The organism is Gilliamella sp. B3482, assembly GCF_026536805.1.
GTDB classification, from domain to species: Bacteria; Pseudomonadota; Gammaproteobacteria; order Enterobacterales; family Orbaceae; genus Gilliamella; species Gilliamella apicola_E.
Map to the genome: position 1 here is coordinate 376,997 of NZ_JAFNNL010000001.1, position 20,241 is coordinate 397,237.

Below are 20,241 nucleotides of genomic sequence, written 5' to 3' on the forward strand. Positions count from 1 at the left end.
GTAAAATTTATTATTACATAAGTACTACATCATATTGTTCTTGAATATAAAGTGGTTCAACTTTTACTTCAACACGTTTACCAACAAACACTTCAACTTCTGCTAGCGCATGTGATTCATCCGTCGTTAATGCATTAGCCACTGCAGCTGAGGCATAAACCAAAAAGTATTCAGAGCGGTGAGCTTTGTATATACGAACAATTTCACGGAGTATTTCATTACAAACCGTTTCTACTGATTTAACAATCCCTCGACCTTTACATGCAGGACACTCTTCACAAAGTATATGACCAATACTTTCTCGAGTCCGCTTACGTGTCATTTCAACTAACCCCAAACCAGAGAAAGTGTTCACAGATGTTCGTGCTCGATCTTTAGCTAAAAAGTCTTGTAAAGATAATAACACTCGTTCACGGTGAATATCTTCTTGCATATCAATAAAATCGATAATGATAATACCGCCTAAATTGCGTAATCGTAATTGACGCGCAATCGCAATAGTTGCTTCGATATTGGTGTTGAAAATAGTTTCTTCTAAATTACGATGACCTACAAATGCACCAGTATTAATATCAATGGTCGTCATAGCTTCGGTTTGATCAATAATTAAATAACCACCCGATTTTAATTTGACTTTACGGTCTAACGCTCGTTGAATTTCGTTTTCAATATCATACAGATCGAAAATAGGGATATTACCGCGATAATGGGTTAATTTGTTGGTAACTTCTGGCATAAATTCCTGTGTAAACTCAACCAACAAATCATAAGTAAGTTTTGAGTCAACCAAAATTCGTTCAATTGGGTCGCCAACAAAATCCCGTAATACTCGCTGAGATAAAGCAAGCTCACCATAGACTAAATATTTGCTGATTGGACGCGCCATTCGTTCTTGAATTTTTGCCCATAAACGTTTTAAAAAATTGGCATCTTGTTCAAGTTCGTGAGCATTTGCTCCTTCGGCAGCAGTTCTAACAATAAAACCACTTTCATCGGTAACATATTGTTCAACAATTTTTTTTAGCCTTTCACGCTCTTCTTCCGATTCAATTCGTTGCGATGTCGCTACATGAGCAGAGTTTGGACCAGGCATTAAAACTAAATAACGCGAAGGTAAAGTTATATCTGTAGTAAGTCTGGCACCTTTAGTCCCCAAAGGATCTTTAACAACTTGTACCATTAAATCTTGGCCTTGACGTACCAATTCAGAAATATCTTTAACTTGAAACTGTTCTTGTTCACTGTCCGATACGCATTCGGTATGCGGCATGATATCCGAAGCGTGCAAAAAAGCAGCTTTTTCAAGACCGATATCAACAAACGCAGCTTGCATACCCGGTAAAATACGAATGATTTTGCCTTTATAGATATTACCGACAATACCACGACGTGATTCACGATCTACGTGGATTTCTTGTAATATCCCATCTTCAATATATGCCACCCGAGTTTCTGATGGCGTTACGTTCATTAATAATTCGACAGACATAATGATCCCTTATTAATTAATAGCAAAGTTCCGTCTTATTAGTCGTAAGAATAGATAAATCACTATCCATAATACCCCATCAACAAAACTAGATACTAAAATTAAAGGTGAAATCGTTATGGTATGATAAATACTAACTTGAAACAGAAATACTAATATATTATAACAAAGCGAAACGGCAAAAATAATAATTGATTGTTGCCATAAAGCTAAATTACGGATTAACTGGAATTTAAACATTAACAAATAAGCCACGCATGAAAAAATAAATGCGTGAATACCTAAAAGCGATCCTGAGAATAGATCTAAAATGATACCTAATAAAAACGCCATGCCCATACCAATTCGGTGCGGTAATGCTATTAACCAATAGGCCATAATTAACATTAATAAATGTGGCTTAAACATATTATATTCAGGTGACCACGGTATAATTTGTACACATAAGCCAATTAGCAACGTTAACCAAATAACCAGTATACTAATTCGATTATTACCCCTCATGTTTTACTCCTTGATCGCCCCACAATAACAGTAGATAACGTAAACGTTTTAAATCTGCGGTTGGCGTAGCAGAAATAATGGGGGTGGAATCACTTATATCAAGCTTTACTGAACTAACCACAGCCACTGGGTACCCTTCTGGGAAGCGACCATCAAGTCCAGAAGTGACTAAAACATCACCAACTTTGACATCAACATTGTTAGGTAAAAAATCAAGCGTTAAATCGTTACTGCATCCATTACCAACAGCTACCATTGAAATATCATTTCTTAATACTTGTACTGGAATTGCATGTTGATAATCACAAACTAAGATTGCTCGGCTTGTTGATTGAGCGGTTTGATAAATTTGTCCAACGATACCTTTTTCATCTACTACCGGCTGACCTATATATACACCGTCATTTTTACCTTTATTAATTACCACTTGATAAACGTAAGGATCAGTATCAGCTAATAATACTTGAGCAGCCATTTTATGTTCATCATGTCTTAAAGGTGAACCTAATAGCCCTCTTAGGCGGTCATTTTCATGCTTTAAATGTTCAAGCAATAATAGATTACTTTTTTGTTGCATTAAGGTTTCTTGCAGTTCTGCATTTTCTTTAATTAGTGTCTCTTGTGTTTTCGACATTTCATACAGCGAATCAAATGATGATTTTGGTGCATTTGAAACATGATAAAGTGGCGAAATTAAGGTATCTAAATAATAACGAACCTCTTTAAAAGGACGATAATTGATATCTAACACTATTAACGTCAAAGCGAGTGCCAGTGATATAAATAATTGAACACTCAGAGGCGAACGTTTAGAAAAAAGTAATTTCATTGTCCAGTATTTACCTGTTATATATCTAGAATTTAACTATTTTAAGATATGACTCCGCCGACAATGTCGGCGGAAAAAATGAAATATTCGTTACTTGCTAGTAATATTATTACTCTTCACTGAAGAGATCACCACCATGCATATCTACCATATCAAGAGCTTTACCACCACCACGAGCTACGCAAGTAAGTGGGTCTTCAGCTACAACAACGTGAATCCCTGTTTCAGCAGATAATAATTTATCAATATTACGTAATAATGCACCACCACCAGTCAATACCATACCATGTTCTGAAATATCAGAAGCTAGTTCTGGAGGACACTGTTCTAGAGCAACTTTAACAGCACTAACAATACCACTTAATGGCTCTTGTAATGCTTCTAAGATTTCATTCGAGTTTAGTGTAAAACTACGTGGCACACCTTCAGCTAAGTTACGACCACGTACTTCGATTTCAAGGACTTCATCACCTGGATAAGCACTTCCAATGAAGTGTTTAATTTTTTCTGCGGTCGCTTCACCAATTAATGCACCATAATTACGACGAACATAATTGATTATTGCTTCATCAAAACGGTCTCCACCAATGCGCGCAGAAGCGGAATAAACTACACCATTTAATGAAATAACAGCAACTTCTGTTGTACCGCCACCGATATCAACAACCATTGAGCCAGTTGGTGCAGAAACTGGTAAATCAGCACCAATTGCCGCAGCCATTGGTTCTTCAATTAAATAAACTTCACGAGCACCAGCACCTAATGCTGATTCACGAATAGCACGACGTTCCACTTGGGTTGCGCCAACTGGCACACAAACCAATACACGAGGGCTTGGTCTTAAGAAGCTATGGCTGTGAACTTGTCGAATAAAATACTGTAACATTTTTTCAGTGACGGAAAAGTCTGCAATCACACCGTCTTTCATTGGTCTGATAGCTGCAATATTACCAGGTGTCCGCCCTAGCATCTGTTTCGCAGCATGGCCAACGGCAGCAACACTTTTAGGTGTTCCTGAGCGATCTTGACGAATGGCAACAACTGAAGGTTCGTTAAGCACAATGCCTTGCCCTTTTACATAAATAAGCGTGTTGGCTGTACCTAAATCAATCGATAAATCATTTGAAAACAAGCCGCGAACTTTTTTGAACATAATAAAAACTCTTCCTAGAATTAATCTTGTTTAAATATATTTGAGTATTAGAAGCAAACTTAGGCGTCTACAAAATATATATTTTAATTTTATCCGATAAATAATAGTTCATTTAGCAGATAAAAACCACAGCCAGCCTCAATAATAATTAAGGGTTATATTGTATCGCAATTTAAAAATAATACCTAGAAAATAGTATAACAAGTGTTTGTAAAGGAGATATATAATGACAAATTATGATTTACAGTGTATCCTTCCGCGTTAATGTTGAGTTACTATTTTTAGTATCGAATTAAAAGATTACTTTTAAGATATTAAAGGTACATTAAAATAATTGTTATTTATATCAAATAAACACGGTGTAATTCATGGATATACGTAAAATTAAAAAGTTAATTGAATTAGTAGAAGAATCAGGTATTTCTGAGCTTGAAATTTCTGAGGGTGAAGAATCGGTTCGAATTAGTCGGTCGACACCTACCTATACAGCTCCAGTGCAAAACATTCAAATTCCCCAACCGGTTGCTGTTCCTGCTCCAACAGTCACTGCGGCTACAGTTGAAGCAGAAGTCATCACAGAAACTAATAGTGGCACAACCATAAAATCACCAATGGTTGGTACGTTCTATCGAACTCCAAGCCCAGAATCTAAAGCATTTGTTGAAGTCGGTCAGTCTGTAAATGTTGGTGATGTGCTTTGCATTGTTGAAGCAATGAAAATGATGAACCAAATTGAATCAGAAAAAGCAGGGACTATTAAAGCTATCTTAGTTGAAAATGGTCAACCAGTTGAATTCGATCAACCACTATTCATTATTGAATAATCAGAATTATTTGTTAACTTAGACGATTAAGAGATTGAATATGCTTGATAAAATTCTTATTGCTAACCGCGGAGAAATCGCTCTTCGTATTTTAAGAGCATGTAAAGAACTTGGAATTAAAACTGTCGCTGTTCACTCTTCGGCAGATAAAGACTTAAAACATGTGCTACTTGCAGACGAAACCGTTTGTATAGGTCCAGCAGCTTCAGCCAAAAGTTATCTTAATATCCCTGCATTAATCTCTGCTGCCGAAGTAACCGGCGCAGCAGCTATTCATCCTGGATATGGATTTTTATCAGAAAATGCGGATTTTGCTGAACAAGTTGAACGTTCAGGCTTTATATTTATTGGTCCAAAACCTGATACTATTCGTTTAATGGGTGATAAAGTTTCAGCCATTGAAGCAATGAAAAAAGCAGGCGTACCTTGTGTTCCTGGTTCTGATGGTCCTCTTGGCAGTAATATGGACCTTAATAAGCAAATTGCTAAAAAAATTGGTTATCCAGTTATTATTAAAGCGTCTGGTGGCGGCGGTGGTCGTGGAATGCGTATTGTTCGTGAAGAAAAAGATCTCGAACAATCAATCAAAATGACTAAACTTGAAGCAAAAACCGCATTTAATAATGATATGGTTTACATGGAAAAATTCCTAGAAAACCCACGCCATATCGAAATACAGGTTTTATCTGATGGACAAGGTCATGCAGTTTATTTAGGTGAACGCGATTGTTCAATGCAAAGGCGTCACCAAAAAGTACTTGAAGAAGCACCAGCGGTTGGTATTACACCGAAAATGCGTAAATTCATCGGTGAACGTTGTGTTAATGCATGTATCGAGATTGGATATCGTGGTGCAGGTACTTTTGAGTTCTTATTTGAAAATGGTGAATTCTACTTCATCGAAATGAATACTCGTATTCAAGTAGAACACCCAGTTACTGAAATGGTTACTGGAGTTGATCTTATTCGTGAACAAATTCTGATTGCAGCTGGACAACCTTTGTCAATTAAGCAAAGTGACATTGAAATTAAAGGCCATGCAATTGAATGCCGAATCAATGCCGAAGATCCTAAAACATTTATGCCATCTCCGGGCAAAATAACACGTTTCCATGCTCCGGGGGGATTTGGTATCCGTTGGGAATCACATATATATGCTGGCTATACTGTACCACCATATTATGATTCAATGATCGGTAAATTAATCGCCTATGGTGAAACTCGTGAAGTCGCTATTGCCCGCATGAAGAATGCATTAGCAGAACTGGTTATTGATGGTATAAAAACCAATATCGAACTTCATCTAGAGATTTTAAATGATGAAGGCTTCATAAAAGGTGGCACGAACATTCACTATTTAGAAAAGAAATTAGGTATTTATGAGTAAAATAAGCCCTCAATAATTTGAGGGCTTATTGCTGTATAGAAGTAAATAAAGTATAGGTAATACATATGAAAAATTGGAAAAAAAGCGCTGAAGAAATTTTAACATTAGGTCCAGTAGTTCCTGTTATTGTTATTGAGCGTTTAGAAGATGCCGTTCCTTTAGCAAAAGCATTGATTGCTGGTGGAGTGAAGGTTTTAGAAGTCACATTAAGAACAGCTTGTGCACTTGACGCAATTAAGAAAATTATTAACGAAGTTCCAGAAGCTGTAGTCGGTGCCGGTACTGTAACCACAGTAGAGCAACTTAAACAAGTAACTGAGGCGGGTGTAGAATTTATCATCACTCCGGGTATTACTGACTCTATTTTAAAAGCAGCAGTTGAAGGCCCTGTGCCAGTTATTCCTGGGATTGCAACCATTTCAGAATTATTAACAGCTCAAGAATATGGTTTAACTGCATTAAAATTCTTCCCAGCTGAAATTAATGGCGGTGTTGCTGCGTTAAAAGCATTTGCTGGTCCATGTGGTTATATGAAATTCTGCCCGACAGGTGGTGTGAATCCTAAAAACTATCGCGATTATTTAGCGCTTGATAATGTTCTTTGCGTTGGTGGAACTTGGTTTATTCCAACTGATGCAATTGCTAAAGGTGATTTTGCTAAAATTACTGAAATGGCAAAAGAAGCCGTTGCAGGAGCAAAATAAGTTTTATCTTACCGCCGATATAAGTCGGCGGTTTAGTCTGATTTGTCTAACTTCTAAGCCCTCTTCCACTTTCAATTATTTGCCATGCTATAAAATATAAAATGCTAACAAATAATATAAGCATCGAAAAAGTAATAACTAATGAAACATCACTAATACCTAAAAAACCATAGCGAAAACCATTGATCATATAAACAATAGGATTAAGTTTAGAAACCCATTGCCAAAAAGTCGGTAACATAGTGATTGAATAAAAAACTCCGCCCAAGTAAGTTAACGGTGTTAATACAAAGGTTGGAATAATACTTATATCATCAAATGATTTTGCAAATACTGCATTTAACAATCCAGCTAATGAAAACAAAATTGAGGTTAATAATAAGGTGAAAACTACAAAAGTCCACGAATGAACTTCATATCTAACAAAAAATAACGATACAACAGTGACCAACACACCAGTTAATAAACCACGCATTACACCACCACCAACATATCCCCAAATAATAATATGAGTCGGAACAGGAGCAACAAGTATTTCTTCAATATTACGTTGAAATTTAGCACTAAAAAATGAAGAACAGACGTTTGTATATGAATTGGTTATGACCGACATCATAATTAAACCAGGCACAATGAATGCCATATAACTAAAGCCACCCATATCACCAACTCGCGAACCGATTAAATTACCGAAAATAATAAAATATAGTGACATTGTAATAACAGGAGGAATCAGTGTTTGTATCCAAATTCTTAAAAATCGGGTAACTTCTTTACGCCAAATACTTTTTAAGGCAATCCAATATAAATTATTCATCAATAGCTCCTTTGGTATCATTTCGCAACAAATCTACAAATAATTCTTCTAATCGATTAGCTTTATTACGAACACTAATCACTTTTATGTTTTGTTGATTGAGTTGTTCAAATAACTGATTTAATCCTTGTTGTTTATCTACGTTTACTTCTAACATGCCAGATTCAATATCAGTATAATTATACCCTTTAAGGGAGATTGGTGTTGATGTTGGTACATAATCAATAATAATTGTTTCAGATTGACTTTTTGCTAGTAAATCACGCATTGAAGAGTTAGCAATTAATTCTCCGTGCTGAATTATACCAATGTGACGGCAAAGCATTTCTGCTTCTTCCAAATAATGCGTGGTTAATATAATGGTGATACCTTGTTTATTAATCTCACGTAGAAAATCCCACATGGAACGACGTAACTCTATATCAACCCCAGCAGTAGGTTCATCCAGAATTAATAATTTAGGTTCGTGGACAAGTGCGCGAGCTATCATTAGTCGTCTTTTCATCCCACCTGATAACATATTAGCTCTACTATGTCGTTTATCCCATAAATCTAAAATACGCAGATACTTTTCAGCTCGTTGTAAAGCCAATTTTCGTGGCAACCCATAGTAACCACCTTGATTGGTAACAATTTGGATTACTTCTTCAAATTGGTTAAAGTTAAATTCCTGAGGAACAAGTCCTAATTGTCTTTTTGCATTAACAAGATCCGTATCTAAGTCATATCCAAAGATTTTAACTTGGCCTGAGGTTTTAGTAACTAAAGAGCTAATAATACCAATGGTGGTTGACTTACCTGCACCATTTGGTCCAAGTAAAGCATAAAAATCTCCTGCCGCTACAGTTAAATTAATTCCTTTTAATGCTTCTACACCATTTTTATATTTTTTCTTAAGCGCTATAAGTTCTAGTGCAGGTGTTGACGACATAAATGTATCCTAATTGAGTAAATTGCTATTTGAATAATATGATATCATGTTTAATCAATTGACAATATTGTTTAATATTTAGATAAATATATGGATTAAGGAATAAATGTTATGGTTAAAATTGGATTAGTTTCAATATCAGATAGAGCATCACAAGGCGTTTATCAAGATGAAGGTATTCCAGCTTTGTTATCATGGTTAAAATCTGCATTGAAAACAGCTTTTATTACCGAACAACGCATTATTCCCGATGAACAAATCATCATTGAAAAAACATTATGCGAATTGGTTGATGATTTGCAATGTAATCTGATTTTAACCACAGGCGGGACAGGACCAGCAATAAGAGATGTAACACCTGACGCAACTTTAGCTATCGCAGATAGAATAATGCCCGGATTTGGTGAACAGATGCGGCAGATTAGTTTACATTTTGTTCCAACTGCGATCTTATCCAGACAAGTTGCTGTTATTCGTAAGCAATGTTTAATTTTGAATTTACCAGGTCGACCAAAATCAATCAAGGAAACACTTGAAGGTGTAAAGGATGATGAAGGTAACACTATTGTTACTGGCATATTTGCAAGTGTTCCATATTGTATTGATCTGCTAGAAGGTCCTTACATCGAAACACATGATCACATCATTAAATCATTTCGTCCCAAAAATGCTATAAAATCTAATCTTTAATTTTATGCAAATATCATGCATAATTATGTAGATTATATTCAATATTTGAATGAAGCTTTATAAGCACACTAGCTTAATTAGCAATCATTAAAAATAACTGACCGTAATCAAGCATTTTAGTTAACCCGTTAATATGACTTATTGTTTTAATCAGTTAGTCATAAATTAAATTTAAAGGAACAGTATGAAACAAAAAGATCTCACTAAAACTTTCAAAGAAATGCTTTTACAAGAAAAGTTTAGTTCTCAGATAGGTATCGTACAAGCCTTACAAGAACAAGGATTTGATAATATAAATCAATCTAAAGTATCGCGAATGTTAACTAAATTTGGCGCTGTAAGAACTCGCAACGCAAAATCTGAGATGGTTTATTGTTTACCTGCTGAAATGAGTGTTCCAACAACAAGCAGTCCATTAAAAAATTTAGTGTTAGATATTGATTACAATAGTTCAATGGTTGTTATTCGAACAAGCCCAGGCGCAGCTCAGCTTATTGCGAGATTGTTAGATTCAATCGGTAAATCAGAAGGGATTTTAGGCTCAATTGCCGGTGATGATACGATTTTTAGCACACCAACTAAAGATTGTTCTGTGAAAAAACTATATCAAACGATTATTGAATTATTTGAACGGAGTTTATAATTAACAGTTTATTTTAACAAAGCTCTATAATTTTTTTTAATATTTAACCTATTGACACATTTGGTAAAATCGTTAATCCTATACGACACTGAAATCAGAATTAAGAAGAGGCGCATTACTCAGGCAGATCATTTTAGGGACTGGAGCCGCAAATAAATGATTGAGGGGATGTAATGCCGAGGTTTAATTGTTATTCCAGAAAGCAATTAAATCGACTGCAAGGGCTGAATCCCTTGGGTTGTCACCCTAACAGGTGGAGCGCTTCATGGTATGTATTTTTTTAACTGTATTAGGACATGCCCGCTCTATCTCTGTTAAAAATAAAAATTTTTAATATGAGGAATACATGGAAAGATCATTTATAATTGCTAAGTTTGGCGGTACTAGTGTTGCAGATTATCCCGCAATGGTTAATAGTGCCAATATTGTTATAGCTAATCCTAGTGTCAAAGTTGTTGTGTTGTCTGCCTCTGCAGGTATAACAAATTTACTGGTAGCATTAGCTGAAGGTCGTGATGCCAATGTAAGAGCAAAACATATCGCTAAAATTCAATCGATTCAATACAACATATTAGAAAATCTTCCTGAAAATCCAACCCTACGCGCTGAAATTGACCAAATCATTGCAAATATTGCCTCATTATCAGAAGCAGCAAGCTTGGCAACTTCCCCGGCTTTGACGGATGAATTAGTCAGTCATGGCGAAATAATGTCATCAAAACTATTTGTCGAAATATTAAAACAAAAACAAAAAAATGCCCTATGGTTTGATGTACGTAAAGTCATGCGTACCGATGACAAGTTTGGTAAAGCCGTACCAAAAATTGACGAAATTAAACAACTTTGCTGTGCACATTTGAAATCTTTGAATCCAGAAGCTATCGTAGTTACTCAAGGATTCATTGGTAGTGAAAGTACGGGCAAAACCACAACTTTAGGTCGTGGTGGTAGTGATTATACCGCAGCTCTTCTTGGTGAGGCTTTAAACGCCACGCAAATAGACATTTGGACCGATGTTGCTGGTATTTATACTACCGATCCTCGTATCACATCAGGTGCGAAACGAATTGACGAAATATCATTTGCTGAAGCAGCTGAAATGGCAACCTTTGGTGCTAAAGTTCTACACCCTGCAACACTTGTTCCTGCTGTACGTAGCAATATTCCAGTATTTGTTGGTTCAAGTAAAGCACCAGAAGCAGGTGGAACTATCGTTTATAACACACATAGCATAAAATCTGCACTACCTTCATTTAGAGCGTTAGCGCTTCGTCGCAAACAAACATTATTGACTTTAACTAGCTTAAATATGCTACACGCACAAGGCTTTTTAGCTAATGTCTTTACCATATTGGCTAAACATAATATTTCGGTTGATTTAGTCACCACCTCTGAAGTTAGTGTCGCATTAACCATTGATACTACAGGCACTAATACCAATGGAAATAGCCTATTAACAAAAGCATTATTCGATGAATTATCAACAGTTTGCCATGTTGAAGTTGAAGAAGATTTAGCACTAATTGCCATCATTGGTAACAATCTAACCACAACAAAAGGTATCGCTAAAGAAGTCTTTGGCGCTTTAGATGACTTTATTATTCGACTTTGTTGTTACGGTGCTAGCACCCATAATCTTTGCCTTCTAGCAAGAAGCAATGATGCCGAAGATGTAATAAAGGTTCTACACAAAACGATTTTCGAATAGTTTAATATCAGGGGCGATTACATTTTCGCTCCTAATCATTAATCATATAAATCGACAATTAAACAAAATACCTAGAATATTTGAAAAAATAATTGTAAACTAAGCCTGATATTTGTATGAATTTGTGATTCATACATCTATAGCTTCATACTGTTCTACATAATGATCATTTTTCTTCATATTTAGATAACAATTTTTAAAGCTGTAAATTTTACGTTTTATTAATATCTGTTCAACAACTATCATCGTTATTTTTTAGCTATACTAGTAACTTTCAACTTAATTAGACGAAGGAAATTATCATGGGTATTTTAAGCTGGATTATTCTAGGATTAATTGCTGGATGGATCGCTAAGTTTTTTATGCCATTAGGCCGTGTTGGTGTGATAAAAACTATCCTACTTGGTGTAGCTGGTGCATTAGTCGGCGGTTATATCAGTACCTTCTTTGGTTGGGGGAGTGTGACTGGTTTTAACTTCCCAAGCTTGTTTATCTCTGTGCTTGGTTCTATTTTACTTATTTATCTTTACCGCCTTTTTAAATAAATTCAATAGTAATTTAAATTGGCGAGTTTACTCGCCAATTTTCACTGATCTATCCAACCAAAGTTCTCTCATTTATATCGATGTTTAAAACCTATTAACTTAAATAGCTTTTTAAGTATCCAAATTAATATATATACAATTATGATAATGCTTAGTAAAGCAACCAAAGCCCCTAAAAGGCATACTAAAAAAATAACAAAAAGTGCAATAAACTTATAAAATCCTATATCGCCAAAGCCACCTAACCTCCTGTTAACAGCCTCCACAAATAATAATATTGCTAAAAAAATCCACGCAAGCCAAAATAGTAATTTTTTAAAGCGATTATTAAATTCAATTTCCATTACAAAACTAATAACTTCAATGGCCATTAATATTACAATGAAACTATACAAAAAAGTTATTCCCAAAATTTGTGATATCATCAATTAATTCCATTTAATTTATTTAACGAGATTATAAGAAGTAATTTCGCCACTTCCAGTTTTTTGTTATATTAAACACTAAAATTTATCAAATTTATTCTGCAGGATAAAATGCTCAAAATATTTAATACATTATCACGTGAGAAAGAAATATTTAAACCAATTACACCAAATAAAGTTGGGCTATATGTTTGTGGTGTTACTATCTATGATCTATGCCACATTGGCCATGGCCGTACTTTTGTCGCATTTGATGTCGTTACTCGTTATTTACGTTTTTTAGGTTACGATCTCACTTATGTTCGTAATATTACCGATGTCGATGACAAGATCATCAAGCGTGCATTAGAAAATGGTGAAACTTGTGACGAATTAACTGAACGTATGTTAAATGAAATGTATGCCGATTTCGATGCACTTAATATCAAACGACCCGATGTCGAACCTCGAGCAACTCGTCATATGTCACAAATCATTGAACTTGTTGAAGAGTTAATAAGAAAAAATCACGCTTATATTGCTGACAATGGAGATGTAATGTTTTCGGTAGATAGTGATCCTAACTACGGTATTTTATCACGCCAAAATTTAGAACAGTTACAAGCAGGTGCTCGAGTTGATGTAGTGGACGTAAAACATAATCCAATGGACTTCGTTCTCTGGAAGATGTCAAAACCCAACGAACCAAGCTGGGATTCACCATGGGGGAAAGGTCGACCTGGTTGGCACATTGAATGCTCTGCAATGAATAGCCATCAATTAGGCAACCATTTTGATATTCATGGCGGTGGTTCTGACTTAATGTTCCCACATCATGAAAACGAAATTGCCCAATCAACCTGTGCCCATAATGGCCAATATGTAAATTATTGGATGCACTCAGGCATGGTAATGATAGACCAAGAGAAAATGTCCAAATCACTGAATAACTTTTTCACTATCCGTGATGTTTTAAAACATTATGATGCTGAAACTGTTCGATATTTCTTATTATCAGGCCATTATCGTAGTCAACTTAACTATAGTGAAGAAAATCTAAAACAAGCTCGTACCGCTTTAGAAAGACTTTATACGGCTTTGAGAGACACCGATGCTAACTATCCGCACAACACGCCAGATAGCGATTATCATCGACAATTTTGTCAGGCAATGGATGATGATTTCAATACTCCAGAAGCTTATTCAACTCTATTTGATTTGGCTCGAGAGATCAACAAAGCTAAGTCAGAAAATAATATGCCATTAGCTAATGAACTAGCTGCTGAGTTACGTTATTTATCTTCTGTACTTGGTTTACTTGAACAAGATCCGGTTAAATTCTTACAAGGTAATAGTCAAGATGATGAAGATACACAGCTAATTGAAGCGTTAATTAAACAACGCAACGATGCTCGAGCAAGTAAGAATTGGGCTTTAGCTGATGAAGCTCGAGACAAACTCAATCAGATGAATATTATTTTAGAAGATGGTGCTAACGGCACAACTTGGCGTAAAAAAACTTAATAATATAAATGAAAAATCCCCTAGATTTACACAAAACTAGGGGACTAATCTCACTATTTTTTATCTATTGACGTTAAAATTCCCCGTAAAATATTGAGTTCTTGCTGTTCAATACCAGCTCGCGTAAATAATCTACGTAAACGACCCATAATCTGCCCAGGATGATTAGGATTAATAAATCCGGTTTTTAATAACGTCTGCTCTAAATGCTGATAAAACCGTTCAATATCTTCGCTTTTAGGATACTGAACCTCATTCAGATTATCATCATCATGTTTTAAAGATGCCTCTAAAGTTGACAACATTGACATTCGAATTTCGTAAGTTAGAACCTGAACTGACATAGCTAAATTTAAAGAGCTATAATCTGGATTAGCTGGAATACCAACATGAAAATGGCACTTTTGTAATTCATCATTAGTTAATCCAACTCTTTCTCGACCAAAAACTAAAGCCACTTGAGCATGATGCGCGGTTTCAGCAATAATTTTGTCGCCACATTCTTTCGGGGTTAAGTTTGGCCATTGCAAACTTCTAGGGCGCGCACTAGTACCTATAACCAATGAACAATCTGCTACCGCCTCCTCAAGGGATGAAAAAATTTGTGCCTGTTTGATAATATCACTCGCCCCGGCTGCCAGTGAAATCGATTGGGAATCGGGTTTTATTACAGGATTCACTAAACATAAACGTGTTAATCCCATCGTTTTCATTGCACGAGCAGCAGACCCCATATTACCAGTATGCGAAGTTTCGACTAAAACAATCTTAACATTATCTAAATAGCTCACATATCCCTCATTAAATAACTAAACTTAATACTATAAATCAATCTAAATAAACCACAGTATATAATAAAAAACAGATTAAAAGCAGTTCTATACTGCCTAATATCAAATACCCATAAATTATTTTAGACAAAAGTCACAAAAATCTTAATATATCCCAATAACCTATTGACGAAATATGAAAAATTTGTCAATGTAATCAATATAATAATAGCTCAATTAGTAAGTAAACATAGTGGAGGTCAATTATGACTTTAAGTATCACAAGTAAACAAATGGACATTACTCCTGCAATTCGTAGTTATCTTGAAGATAAGTTTTCGAAATTAGATAAATGGAGAGCTCTACTAATCAACCCTCACTTTATCTTATCTAAAGAGCCCGATGGATTTATTATTGATGCAACCATTGCAACCAAAGGCTCGCCACTAGTTGCTTCCGCTAAACATGCTGACATGTATGCTGCAATTAATGATTTAGTTGGTAAACTTGAAAGACAACTCAATAAACTCCAACATAAAGGTGAATCGCGCCGTGCATTTGACAGTATTAAAAATACAGTAATTGAAGAAGAATAATTTATAATTTAACAAAAAGGCACTTTAATAGTGCCTTTATTTTTTTGCTTGTTATAATATTACCCATCTAATTTTTAATCTATTAATGAATATGACAACCAGTCCTTTATTGCCTTTACGAAACAAAATCAACCAACTTGATCAAAAATTAATTGAAATCATTGCTGAAAGACGCCAAATTTCAGCCGAAGTTATCCAGGCTAAAATAAAAGCAAATATCCCTGTGCGTGATTTAGATCGTGAACGTTCATTGATTAAGGCATTAATCGAACAAGGTAAACAATATCATCTTGATGACCTATTAATTAAGCGTTTATACCAAATTATTATTGAAGATTCGGTTCTATTACAACAGAAGTTTTTACAAGAAAAACTCAACCAAGGCGTTATCTCATCAGCTAAAATTGCTTTTTTAGGACCAAAAGGTTCATATTCACATTCAGCTACTCGCCGTTATGCTAGTGCCCATTTTGATCAATTGACTGAATCAAGTTGTAATACATTTAAAGATGTTTTTGAAAAGATTGAATCAAAAGTTGTTGATTATGGAATTGTACCGATAGAAAACTCGAGTTCGGGATCTATTAATGAAGTGTATGATTTGTTACAAAAAACCAATTTACATATTATTGGTGAACTATCCTTAATGATTGATCACTGCATTTTAGCTCTTCCTAACACTAAACTTGAGCAAATAGATACTATTTATAGCCACCCGCAACCATTCCAACAATGTAGTAATTTCTTAGAAAAGTATCCTCATTGGAAAATTGTTTATTGTGATAGCACTTCGTCAGCAATGGAAACCGTAGCTAAATTAAATCAATCAAACATTGCAGCTATGGGAAATAAAGACGGTGGTGAATTATATGGCTTACAAGTTCTGGAGCACAATTTTGCTAATCAAAAAGAGAATATCACCCGCTTTATTGTGTTATCGCGTGAATCAATTGAAGTTTCCGATCAAATTCCGGCCAAAACTACAATCTTGATGAAAACGGGCCAACAAGCTGGGGCTTTGGTAGATGCTTTATCCGTATTACGTAATCATAATATTGTGATGACAAAACTTGAATCACGCCCTATCCATGGCACATCTTGGGAAGAGATGTTTTATATTGATTTACAAGGTAATATCAATGATTACGAAATGCAGATCGCACTTAAAGAATTAGCTTCCATCACTTTATATACTAAAGTGCTTGGTTGTTATCCTAGTGATTCTATTACCGCTGTCATGTAATGACTAACTTAAGTTTTTCAAATGCCGTACTCATCTGGTATGAACAGTACGGCAGAAAATCATTACCATGGCAAATTGAAAAAAGCCCTTATCATGTTTGGTTGTCAGAGGTTATGCTGCAGCAAACACAAGTTGCAACTGTTATTCCATACTTTAAGCGCTTTATTAAACAGTTTCCTAAAATTACCGATTTAGCGAAGGCTCCTATTGACGATATCTTACATCTTTGGACTGGACTTGGTTATTATGCACGTGCTCGTAATTTACATAAAGCAGCACAAGTTATAGCTGACAAGTTTGGGGGAAAATTTCCAACCAAATTTGAGGATGTTATCGCCTTACCAGGCGTTGGGCGCTCAACCGCTGGGGCTATCCTATCTCTATCACAAAATCAACATTATCCAATATTAGATGGTAACGTAAAACGGGTTTTAACTCGAACTTTTGCTATAGAAGGATGGCCTGGTAATAAAAATGTCGAAAATCAACTTTGGCAATTAAGTGAGCAAGTCACGCCTAAAAATGAAGTTGCTAAATTTAATCAAGCCATGATGGATATTGGTGCAATGGTTTGTACTCGTTCTAAACCCAAATGCACTTTATGCCCTTTACATCAATTATGTATTGCTTATAAGACCGACAGTTGGCAACAATATCCAACTAAAAAACCTAAAAAGACTATTCCTGAAAAAACCGCCTACTTTTTAATGCTTGAACATGACAACATGATTTGGCTTGAAAAAAGACCGCCTGCTGGTATTTGGGGCGGATTATATTGTTTACCACAATTTGCAAGCGAGCAAGCATTAACTGACTGGATAGACAGCCATGGTATTAAAACTAGCAAACCCAAACAGTTAATTGCATTTCGACATACTTTTAGCCATTTTCATTTAGATATTGTGCCTATTTACTGTGAGATAAAAGGCAATACTAAATGTCTAGATGAATCGAATGGTTATTGGTACAAACTAAAATCGGAAAATGCAAAAATTGGCTTAGCAACACCTATTTATAATTTATTAAATCAATAATCAACACAATCTATCAGTATCTAACAACCTTTTGATATATAATTACACATTATTTATTTTCTAAATTGTTTATTATGAATAGCAAACAAGCTCAAGGGCTATCTGCATGGTTAGTATTCCTAATGGCATTTGCCATTGGCGTCGCGGTAGCGAGTAATTATTATGCGCAACCACTATTACACTCGATAACTAATGATTTACATATTGCAATTAAACATGCAGGTTTTATCATTATGGCTGCACAATTTAGTTATGCTGTTGGCTTGCTGTTCATTACCCCACTGGGTGACAAAATAGAACGTAAACGATTAATATTGACCTTGATGATATTATCAACCTGTGGGCTAATTATTAGTGCAATTTCACAAAACTTATGGTTACTTATGCTTGGTACGGCTATGACAGGTCTATTTTCAACCGTAGCCCAAGTATTAATTCCATTTGCCGCAACACTATCACGACCAGAGCATCGAGGTAAAATTGTCGGTACATTGATGAGTGGTATGTTGCTAGGTATATTATTAGGTCGTGCATTCGCTGGTTTTGTTTCTTCGATGACTGATTGGCATTATGTTTATTGGATTGCCGCGTCAGTAATGATCATTGTTACTTTGCTACTTTGGTTATCATTACCAACTTATAATAACACCATCAGTATTAACTATTTTCAACTGTTACTATCAATTGGCTCACTATATAAACAAGAACCTGTTTTACGAATTCGCTCATTGTTGGCAGTTATTTCCTTTGCGTTATTTTCACTGTTATGGACGCCGCTTGCCTTTTTATTAAGTAATAAACCTTACTATTATTCTGATTTTATAATCGGTTTATTCGGCCTAGCCGGTGCCGCTGGTGCACTAGGTTCGCCTATCGTTGGCAAATTATCAGACAAAGGAAAAGGCTTTTTAGCCACGACCATTGGTCTAATATTACTACTCGCTTCATGGGTACCACTTTCTCTTGCTGAATATTCACTTTTAGCCTTAATTATTGGGGTAATATTACTGGATTTTGCTGTTCAAGTTACTCATGTATCAAACATGAACGCCATTTATCAAATTCGACCAGAAGCACGTAGCCGTATGAACACTGGTTATATGGTAAGTTATTTTATCGGAGGCATGTTGGGTTCTATCGCTTCCACTTATCTGTATAGCAACTATGGTTGGATCGCGATAATTATTGCTGGAACAGTTTTAGGATTATTGGGTTTATTATGTTGGCTCTACTATCTTAAATCAGTTCGCAAACCATAAACGATTTAATTGCAAAAAAAAGTTGAGGAACGGGGTTTTTTAACGTTTATTTGCTCTAATATTCCGTTTTTAAACACTATATACTATTCGTCAGTTAACTTAAACATTTGCACCATTAATAAAAACAGGAGCCATCCATGGCTAAAATAGCCTATATTAATACGCCATTTAAAGTAAAAAATTTATCACTCAAAAATCGTATTGTTATGCCACCCATGTGTCAATATCAAGCAAAAGACGGATTGGCCAATGATTGGCACTTTGTTCATTATGTTTCACGAGCGGTTGGTGGCGTGGGTTTAATAATTTTAGAAATGACCAATATTGCTCCAAATGGTCGAATATCGCCAAATTGCTTAGGTCTATGGAATGACGAGCAACGCGATCAGCTTAAACGTATCGTTGATGCGGTTCATGCTCAAGAAGGAAAAATCGCTATTCAAATTGCCCATGCAGGACGTAAAGCTTTGGGTGAGTCTGACGTCGTATCCTGTTCTCCTATCCGCTATGATGGGAACGTCGAAGCGAATCCAAAATGGCAATATCAAACGCCAAGAGAATTAACCAAAAGTGAAATCGCTGATATTATCGAAAAATTTAAACAATCAACCAAACGTGCGGTTGAAGCAGGTTTTGACGCAATTGAAATACACGGTGCACATGGTTATTTAATCCATCAATTCAGCTCATCAAAAACGAATATTAGAACGGACGAATATGGTAAGGATAAATTATTATTTGGTGAACAAGTAATTAAAGCAGCAAAATCAGTGATGCCAAAAGATATGCCACTAATTGTTCGGCTTTCGGCTCAAGAATACGGTACTAATGGTTACGATATTAATTATGGTTGCCAAATTGCTAAACGTTTTGCACAAGCAGGCGCAGATGTTTTAGATGTGAGTGGCGGTGGTGATGGTCAGTTAGATCCAAAGCATACGCCTCTATTTCATGCTGGATACCAGGTTTATTTAGCGCGTGCTATTAGAAAGGTCACTAATTTGCCAATTATTACTGTTGGTATGCTTGAAGACCCTTATCTTGCTGATTATGTATTAAGTACTGGCGATGCTGATTTAGTTGCAATTGGTCGAGGTTTATTGAAAGATCCTTACTGGCCGCTAAGAATTCCAGCATCTCCATTTATCCCAACATCTTATCAAGTAGCTTTTAAATAAACTAATGAT

At 35.5% G+C, this 20,241-nt stretch carries 21 protein-coding genes and 1 riboswitch; of the genes, 13 read left to right on the forward strand and 8 right to left on the reverse strand.

The window, feature by feature from the left end:
- Window positions 1–13 precede the first annotated feature (13 nt).
- The 4 genes from rng to J3U18_RS01785 all read right to left on the reverse strand — a co-directional run bounded on the left by rng (window position 14) and on the right by J3U18_RS01785 (window position 3,975).
- On the reverse strand, window positions 14–1,489 hold the full coding sequence (rng, locus tag J3U18_RS01770; RefSeq protein WP_065562212.1) for a ribonuclease G: 1,476 nt from the start codon (window positions 1,487–1,489) through the stop codon (window positions 14–16).
- A 12-nt stretch (window positions 1,490–1,501) separates the two neighbouring features.
- The gene (mreD, locus tag J3U18_RS01775) at window positions 1,502–1,993 is read right to left on the reverse strand and encodes a rod shape-determining protein MreD (protein WP_220225053.1); all 492 of its coding nucleotides are present in this window, start codon (window positions 1,991–1,993) and stop codon (window positions 1,502–1,504) included.
- On the reverse strand, window positions 1,983–2,822 hold the full coding sequence (gene mreC / locus J3U18_RS01780; RefSeq protein WP_065562214.1) for a rod shape-determining protein MreC: 840 nt from the start codon (window positions 2,820–2,822) through the stop codon (window positions 1,983–1,985). The genes mreD and mreC overlap by 11 nt, the downstream gene beginning before the upstream one ends.
- A 109-nt stretch (window positions 2,823–2,931) precedes the next feature.
- A complete protein-coding gene (locus tag J3U18_RS01785) occupies window positions 2,932–3,975 on the reverse strand; it encodes a rod shape-determining protein (RefSeq protein WP_065562215.1) in 1,044 nt (347 codons plus the stop codon).
- 368 nt (window positions 3,976–4,343) lie between these two features.
- Here J3U18_RS01785 and accB point away from each other — a divergent pair, with 368 nt between their 5' ends.
- The 3 genes from accB to J3U18_RS01800 all read left to right on the forward strand — a co-directional run bounded on the left by accB (window position 4,344) and on the right by J3U18_RS01800 (window position 6,890).
- The gene (accB, locus tag J3U18_RS01790; protein WP_065562216.1) at window positions 4,344–4,799 is read left to right on the forward strand and encodes an acetyl-CoA carboxylase biotin carboxyl carrier protein; all 456 of its coding nucleotides are present in this window, start codon (window positions 4,344–4,346) and stop codon (window positions 4,797–4,799) included.
- Window positions 4,800–4,839: 40 nt separating this feature from the next.
- Window positions 4,840–6,186 carry an acetyl-CoA carboxylase biotin carboxylase subunit gene (gene accC / locus J3U18_RS01795; RefSeq protein ID WP_065562217.1) on the forward strand — a complete coding sequence of 449 codons (1,347 nt, stop codon included), beginning with the start codon at window positions 4,840–4,842 and terminating at the stop codon, window positions 6,184–6,186.
- A gap of 65 nt (window positions 6,187–6,251) precedes the next feature.
- Window positions 6,252–6,890 (forward strand): bifunctional 4-hydroxy-2-oxoglutarate aldolase/2-dehydro-3-deoxy-phosphogluconate aldolase, encoded by a 639-nt coding sequence (locus J3U18_RS01800; protein WP_065562218.1) that lies wholly within the window; start codon window positions 6,252–6,254, stop codon window positions 6,888–6,890.
- Between the two features lie 46 nt (window positions 6,891–6,936).
- Here J3U18_RS01800 and J3U18_RS01805 read toward each other — a convergent pair whose 3' ends face one another.
- Together J3U18_RS01805 and J3U18_RS01810 are read right to left on the reverse strand one after the other, a co-directional pair.
- Window positions 6,937–7,707: an ABC transporter permease gene (locus J3U18_RS01805; RefSeq protein ID WP_267331228.1), complete on the reverse strand. Its 771-nt coding sequence runs from the start codon at window positions 7,705–7,707 to the stop codon at window positions 6,937–6,939.
- The gene (locus J3U18_RS01810) at window positions 7,700–8,638 is read right to left on the reverse strand and encodes an ABC transporter ATP-binding protein (protein WP_065734285.1); all 939 of its coding nucleotides are present in this window, start codon (window positions 8,636–8,638) and stop codon (window positions 7,700–7,702) included. Before J3U18_RS01810 ends, J3U18_RS01805 begins: the two co-directional genes overlap by 8 nt.
- 111 nt (window positions 8,639–8,749) lie before the next feature.
- On the opposite strand from J3U18_RS01810, the gene mog reads away from it, so the two are divergent.
- The 4 genes from mog to J3U18_RS01830 all read left to right on the forward strand — a co-directional run bounded on the left by mog (window position 8,750) and on the right by J3U18_RS01830 (window position 12,224).
- Window positions 8,750–9,328, forward strand: coding sequence for a molybdopterin adenylyltransferase (gene mog, locus J3U18_RS01815; RefSeq protein WP_220225054.1), 579 nt, complete (start codon window positions 8,750–8,752; stop codon window positions 9,326–9,328).
- Between the two features lie 184 nt (window positions 9,329–9,512).
- On the forward strand, window positions 9,513–9,971 hold the full coding sequence (gene argR / locus J3U18_RS01820) for a transcriptional regulator ArgR (protein ID WP_065734283.1): 459 nt from the start codon (window positions 9,513–9,515) through the stop codon (window positions 9,969–9,971).
- Window positions 9,972–10,068: 97 nt separating this feature from the next.
- Window positions 10,069–10,243, forward strand: a riboswitch (Lysine riboswitch).
- A gap of 74 nt (window positions 10,244–10,317) precedes the next feature.
- Window positions 10,318–11,679 carry a lysine-sensitive aspartokinase 3 gene (gene lysC, locus J3U18_RS01825; protein WP_220225055.1) on the forward strand — a complete coding sequence of 454 codons (1,362 nt, stop codon included), beginning with the start codon at window positions 10,318–10,320 and terminating at the stop codon, window positions 11,677–11,679.
- Window positions 11,680–11,981: 302 nt separating this feature from the next.
- The gene (locus J3U18_RS01830) at window positions 11,982–12,224 is read left to right on the forward strand and encodes a GlsB/YeaQ/YmgE family stress response membrane protein (protein ID WP_065562224.1); all 243 of its coding nucleotides are present in this window, start codon (window positions 11,982–11,984) and stop codon (window positions 12,222–12,224) included.
- 68 nt (window positions 12,225–12,292) lie between these two features.
- Here the strand turns inward: J3U18_RS01830 and J3U18_RS01835 are convergent, their stop codons facing one another.
- Window positions 12,293–12,649, reverse strand: a complete 357-nt coding sequence (locus J3U18_RS01835) for a hypothetical protein (protein WP_267331226.1) — start codon at window positions 12,647–12,649, stop codon at window positions 12,293–12,295.
- Between the two features lie 111 nt (window positions 12,650–12,760).
- Here J3U18_RS01835 and cysS point away from each other — a divergent pair, with 111 nt between their 5' ends.
- Window positions 12,761–14,152, forward strand: coding sequence for a cysteine--tRNA ligase (cysS, locus tag J3U18_RS01840; RefSeq protein ID WP_267352764.1), 1,392 nt, complete (start codon window positions 12,761–12,763; stop codon window positions 14,150–14,152).
- Between the two features lie 53 nt (window positions 14,153–14,205).
- Here cysS and trmJ read toward each other — a convergent pair whose 3' ends face one another.
- A complete protein-coding gene (trmJ, locus tag J3U18_RS01845; protein ID WP_081303351.1) occupies window positions 14,206–14,943 on the reverse strand; it encodes a tRNA (cytosine(32)/uridine(32)-2'-O)-methyltransferase TrmJ in 738 nt (245 codons plus the stop codon).
- 245 nt (window positions 14,944–15,188) lie between these two features.
- Here trmJ and raiA point away from each other — a divergent pair, with 245 nt between their 5' ends.
- The 5 genes from raiA (at window position 15,189) to J3U18_RS01870 (ending at window position 20,232) form a co-directional block, all read left to right on the forward strand.
- Window positions 15,189–15,518 (forward strand): ribosome-associated translation inhibitor RaiA, encoded by a 330-nt coding sequence (gene raiA, locus J3U18_RS01850; protein ID WP_267352765.1) that lies wholly within the window; start codon window positions 15,189–15,191, stop codon window positions 15,516–15,518.
- Between the two features lie 91 nt (window positions 15,519–15,609).
- Window positions 15,610–16,761 carry a bifunctional chorismate mutase/prephenate dehydratase gene (pheA, locus tag J3U18_RS01855; protein ID WP_267352766.1) on the forward strand — a complete coding sequence of 384 codons (1,152 nt, stop codon included), beginning with the start codon at window positions 15,610–15,612 and terminating at the stop codon, window positions 16,759–16,761.
- Window positions 16,761–17,795, forward strand: a complete 1,035-nt coding sequence (gene mutY, locus J3U18_RS01860; RefSeq protein WP_267352767.1) for an A/G-specific adenine glycosylase — start codon at window positions 16,761–16,763, stop codon at window positions 17,793–17,795. Before pheA ends, mutY begins: the two co-directional genes overlap by 1 nt.
- 74 nt (window positions 17,796–17,869) lie before the next feature.
- Window positions 17,870–19,054 carry an MFS transporter gene (locus tag J3U18_RS01865; RefSeq protein WP_267352768.1) on the forward strand — a complete coding sequence of 395 codons (1,185 nt, stop codon included), beginning with the start codon at window positions 17,870–17,872 and terminating at the stop codon, window positions 19,052–19,054.
- Window positions 19,055–19,191: 137 nt separating this feature from the next.
- Entirely contained in the window at window positions 19,192–20,232 is a 1,041-nt protein-coding gene (locus J3U18_RS01870) for an NADH:flavin oxidoreductase/NADH oxidase (protein WP_267352769.1), read from the forward strand.
- Window positions 20,233–20,241 lie beyond the last annotated feature (9 nt).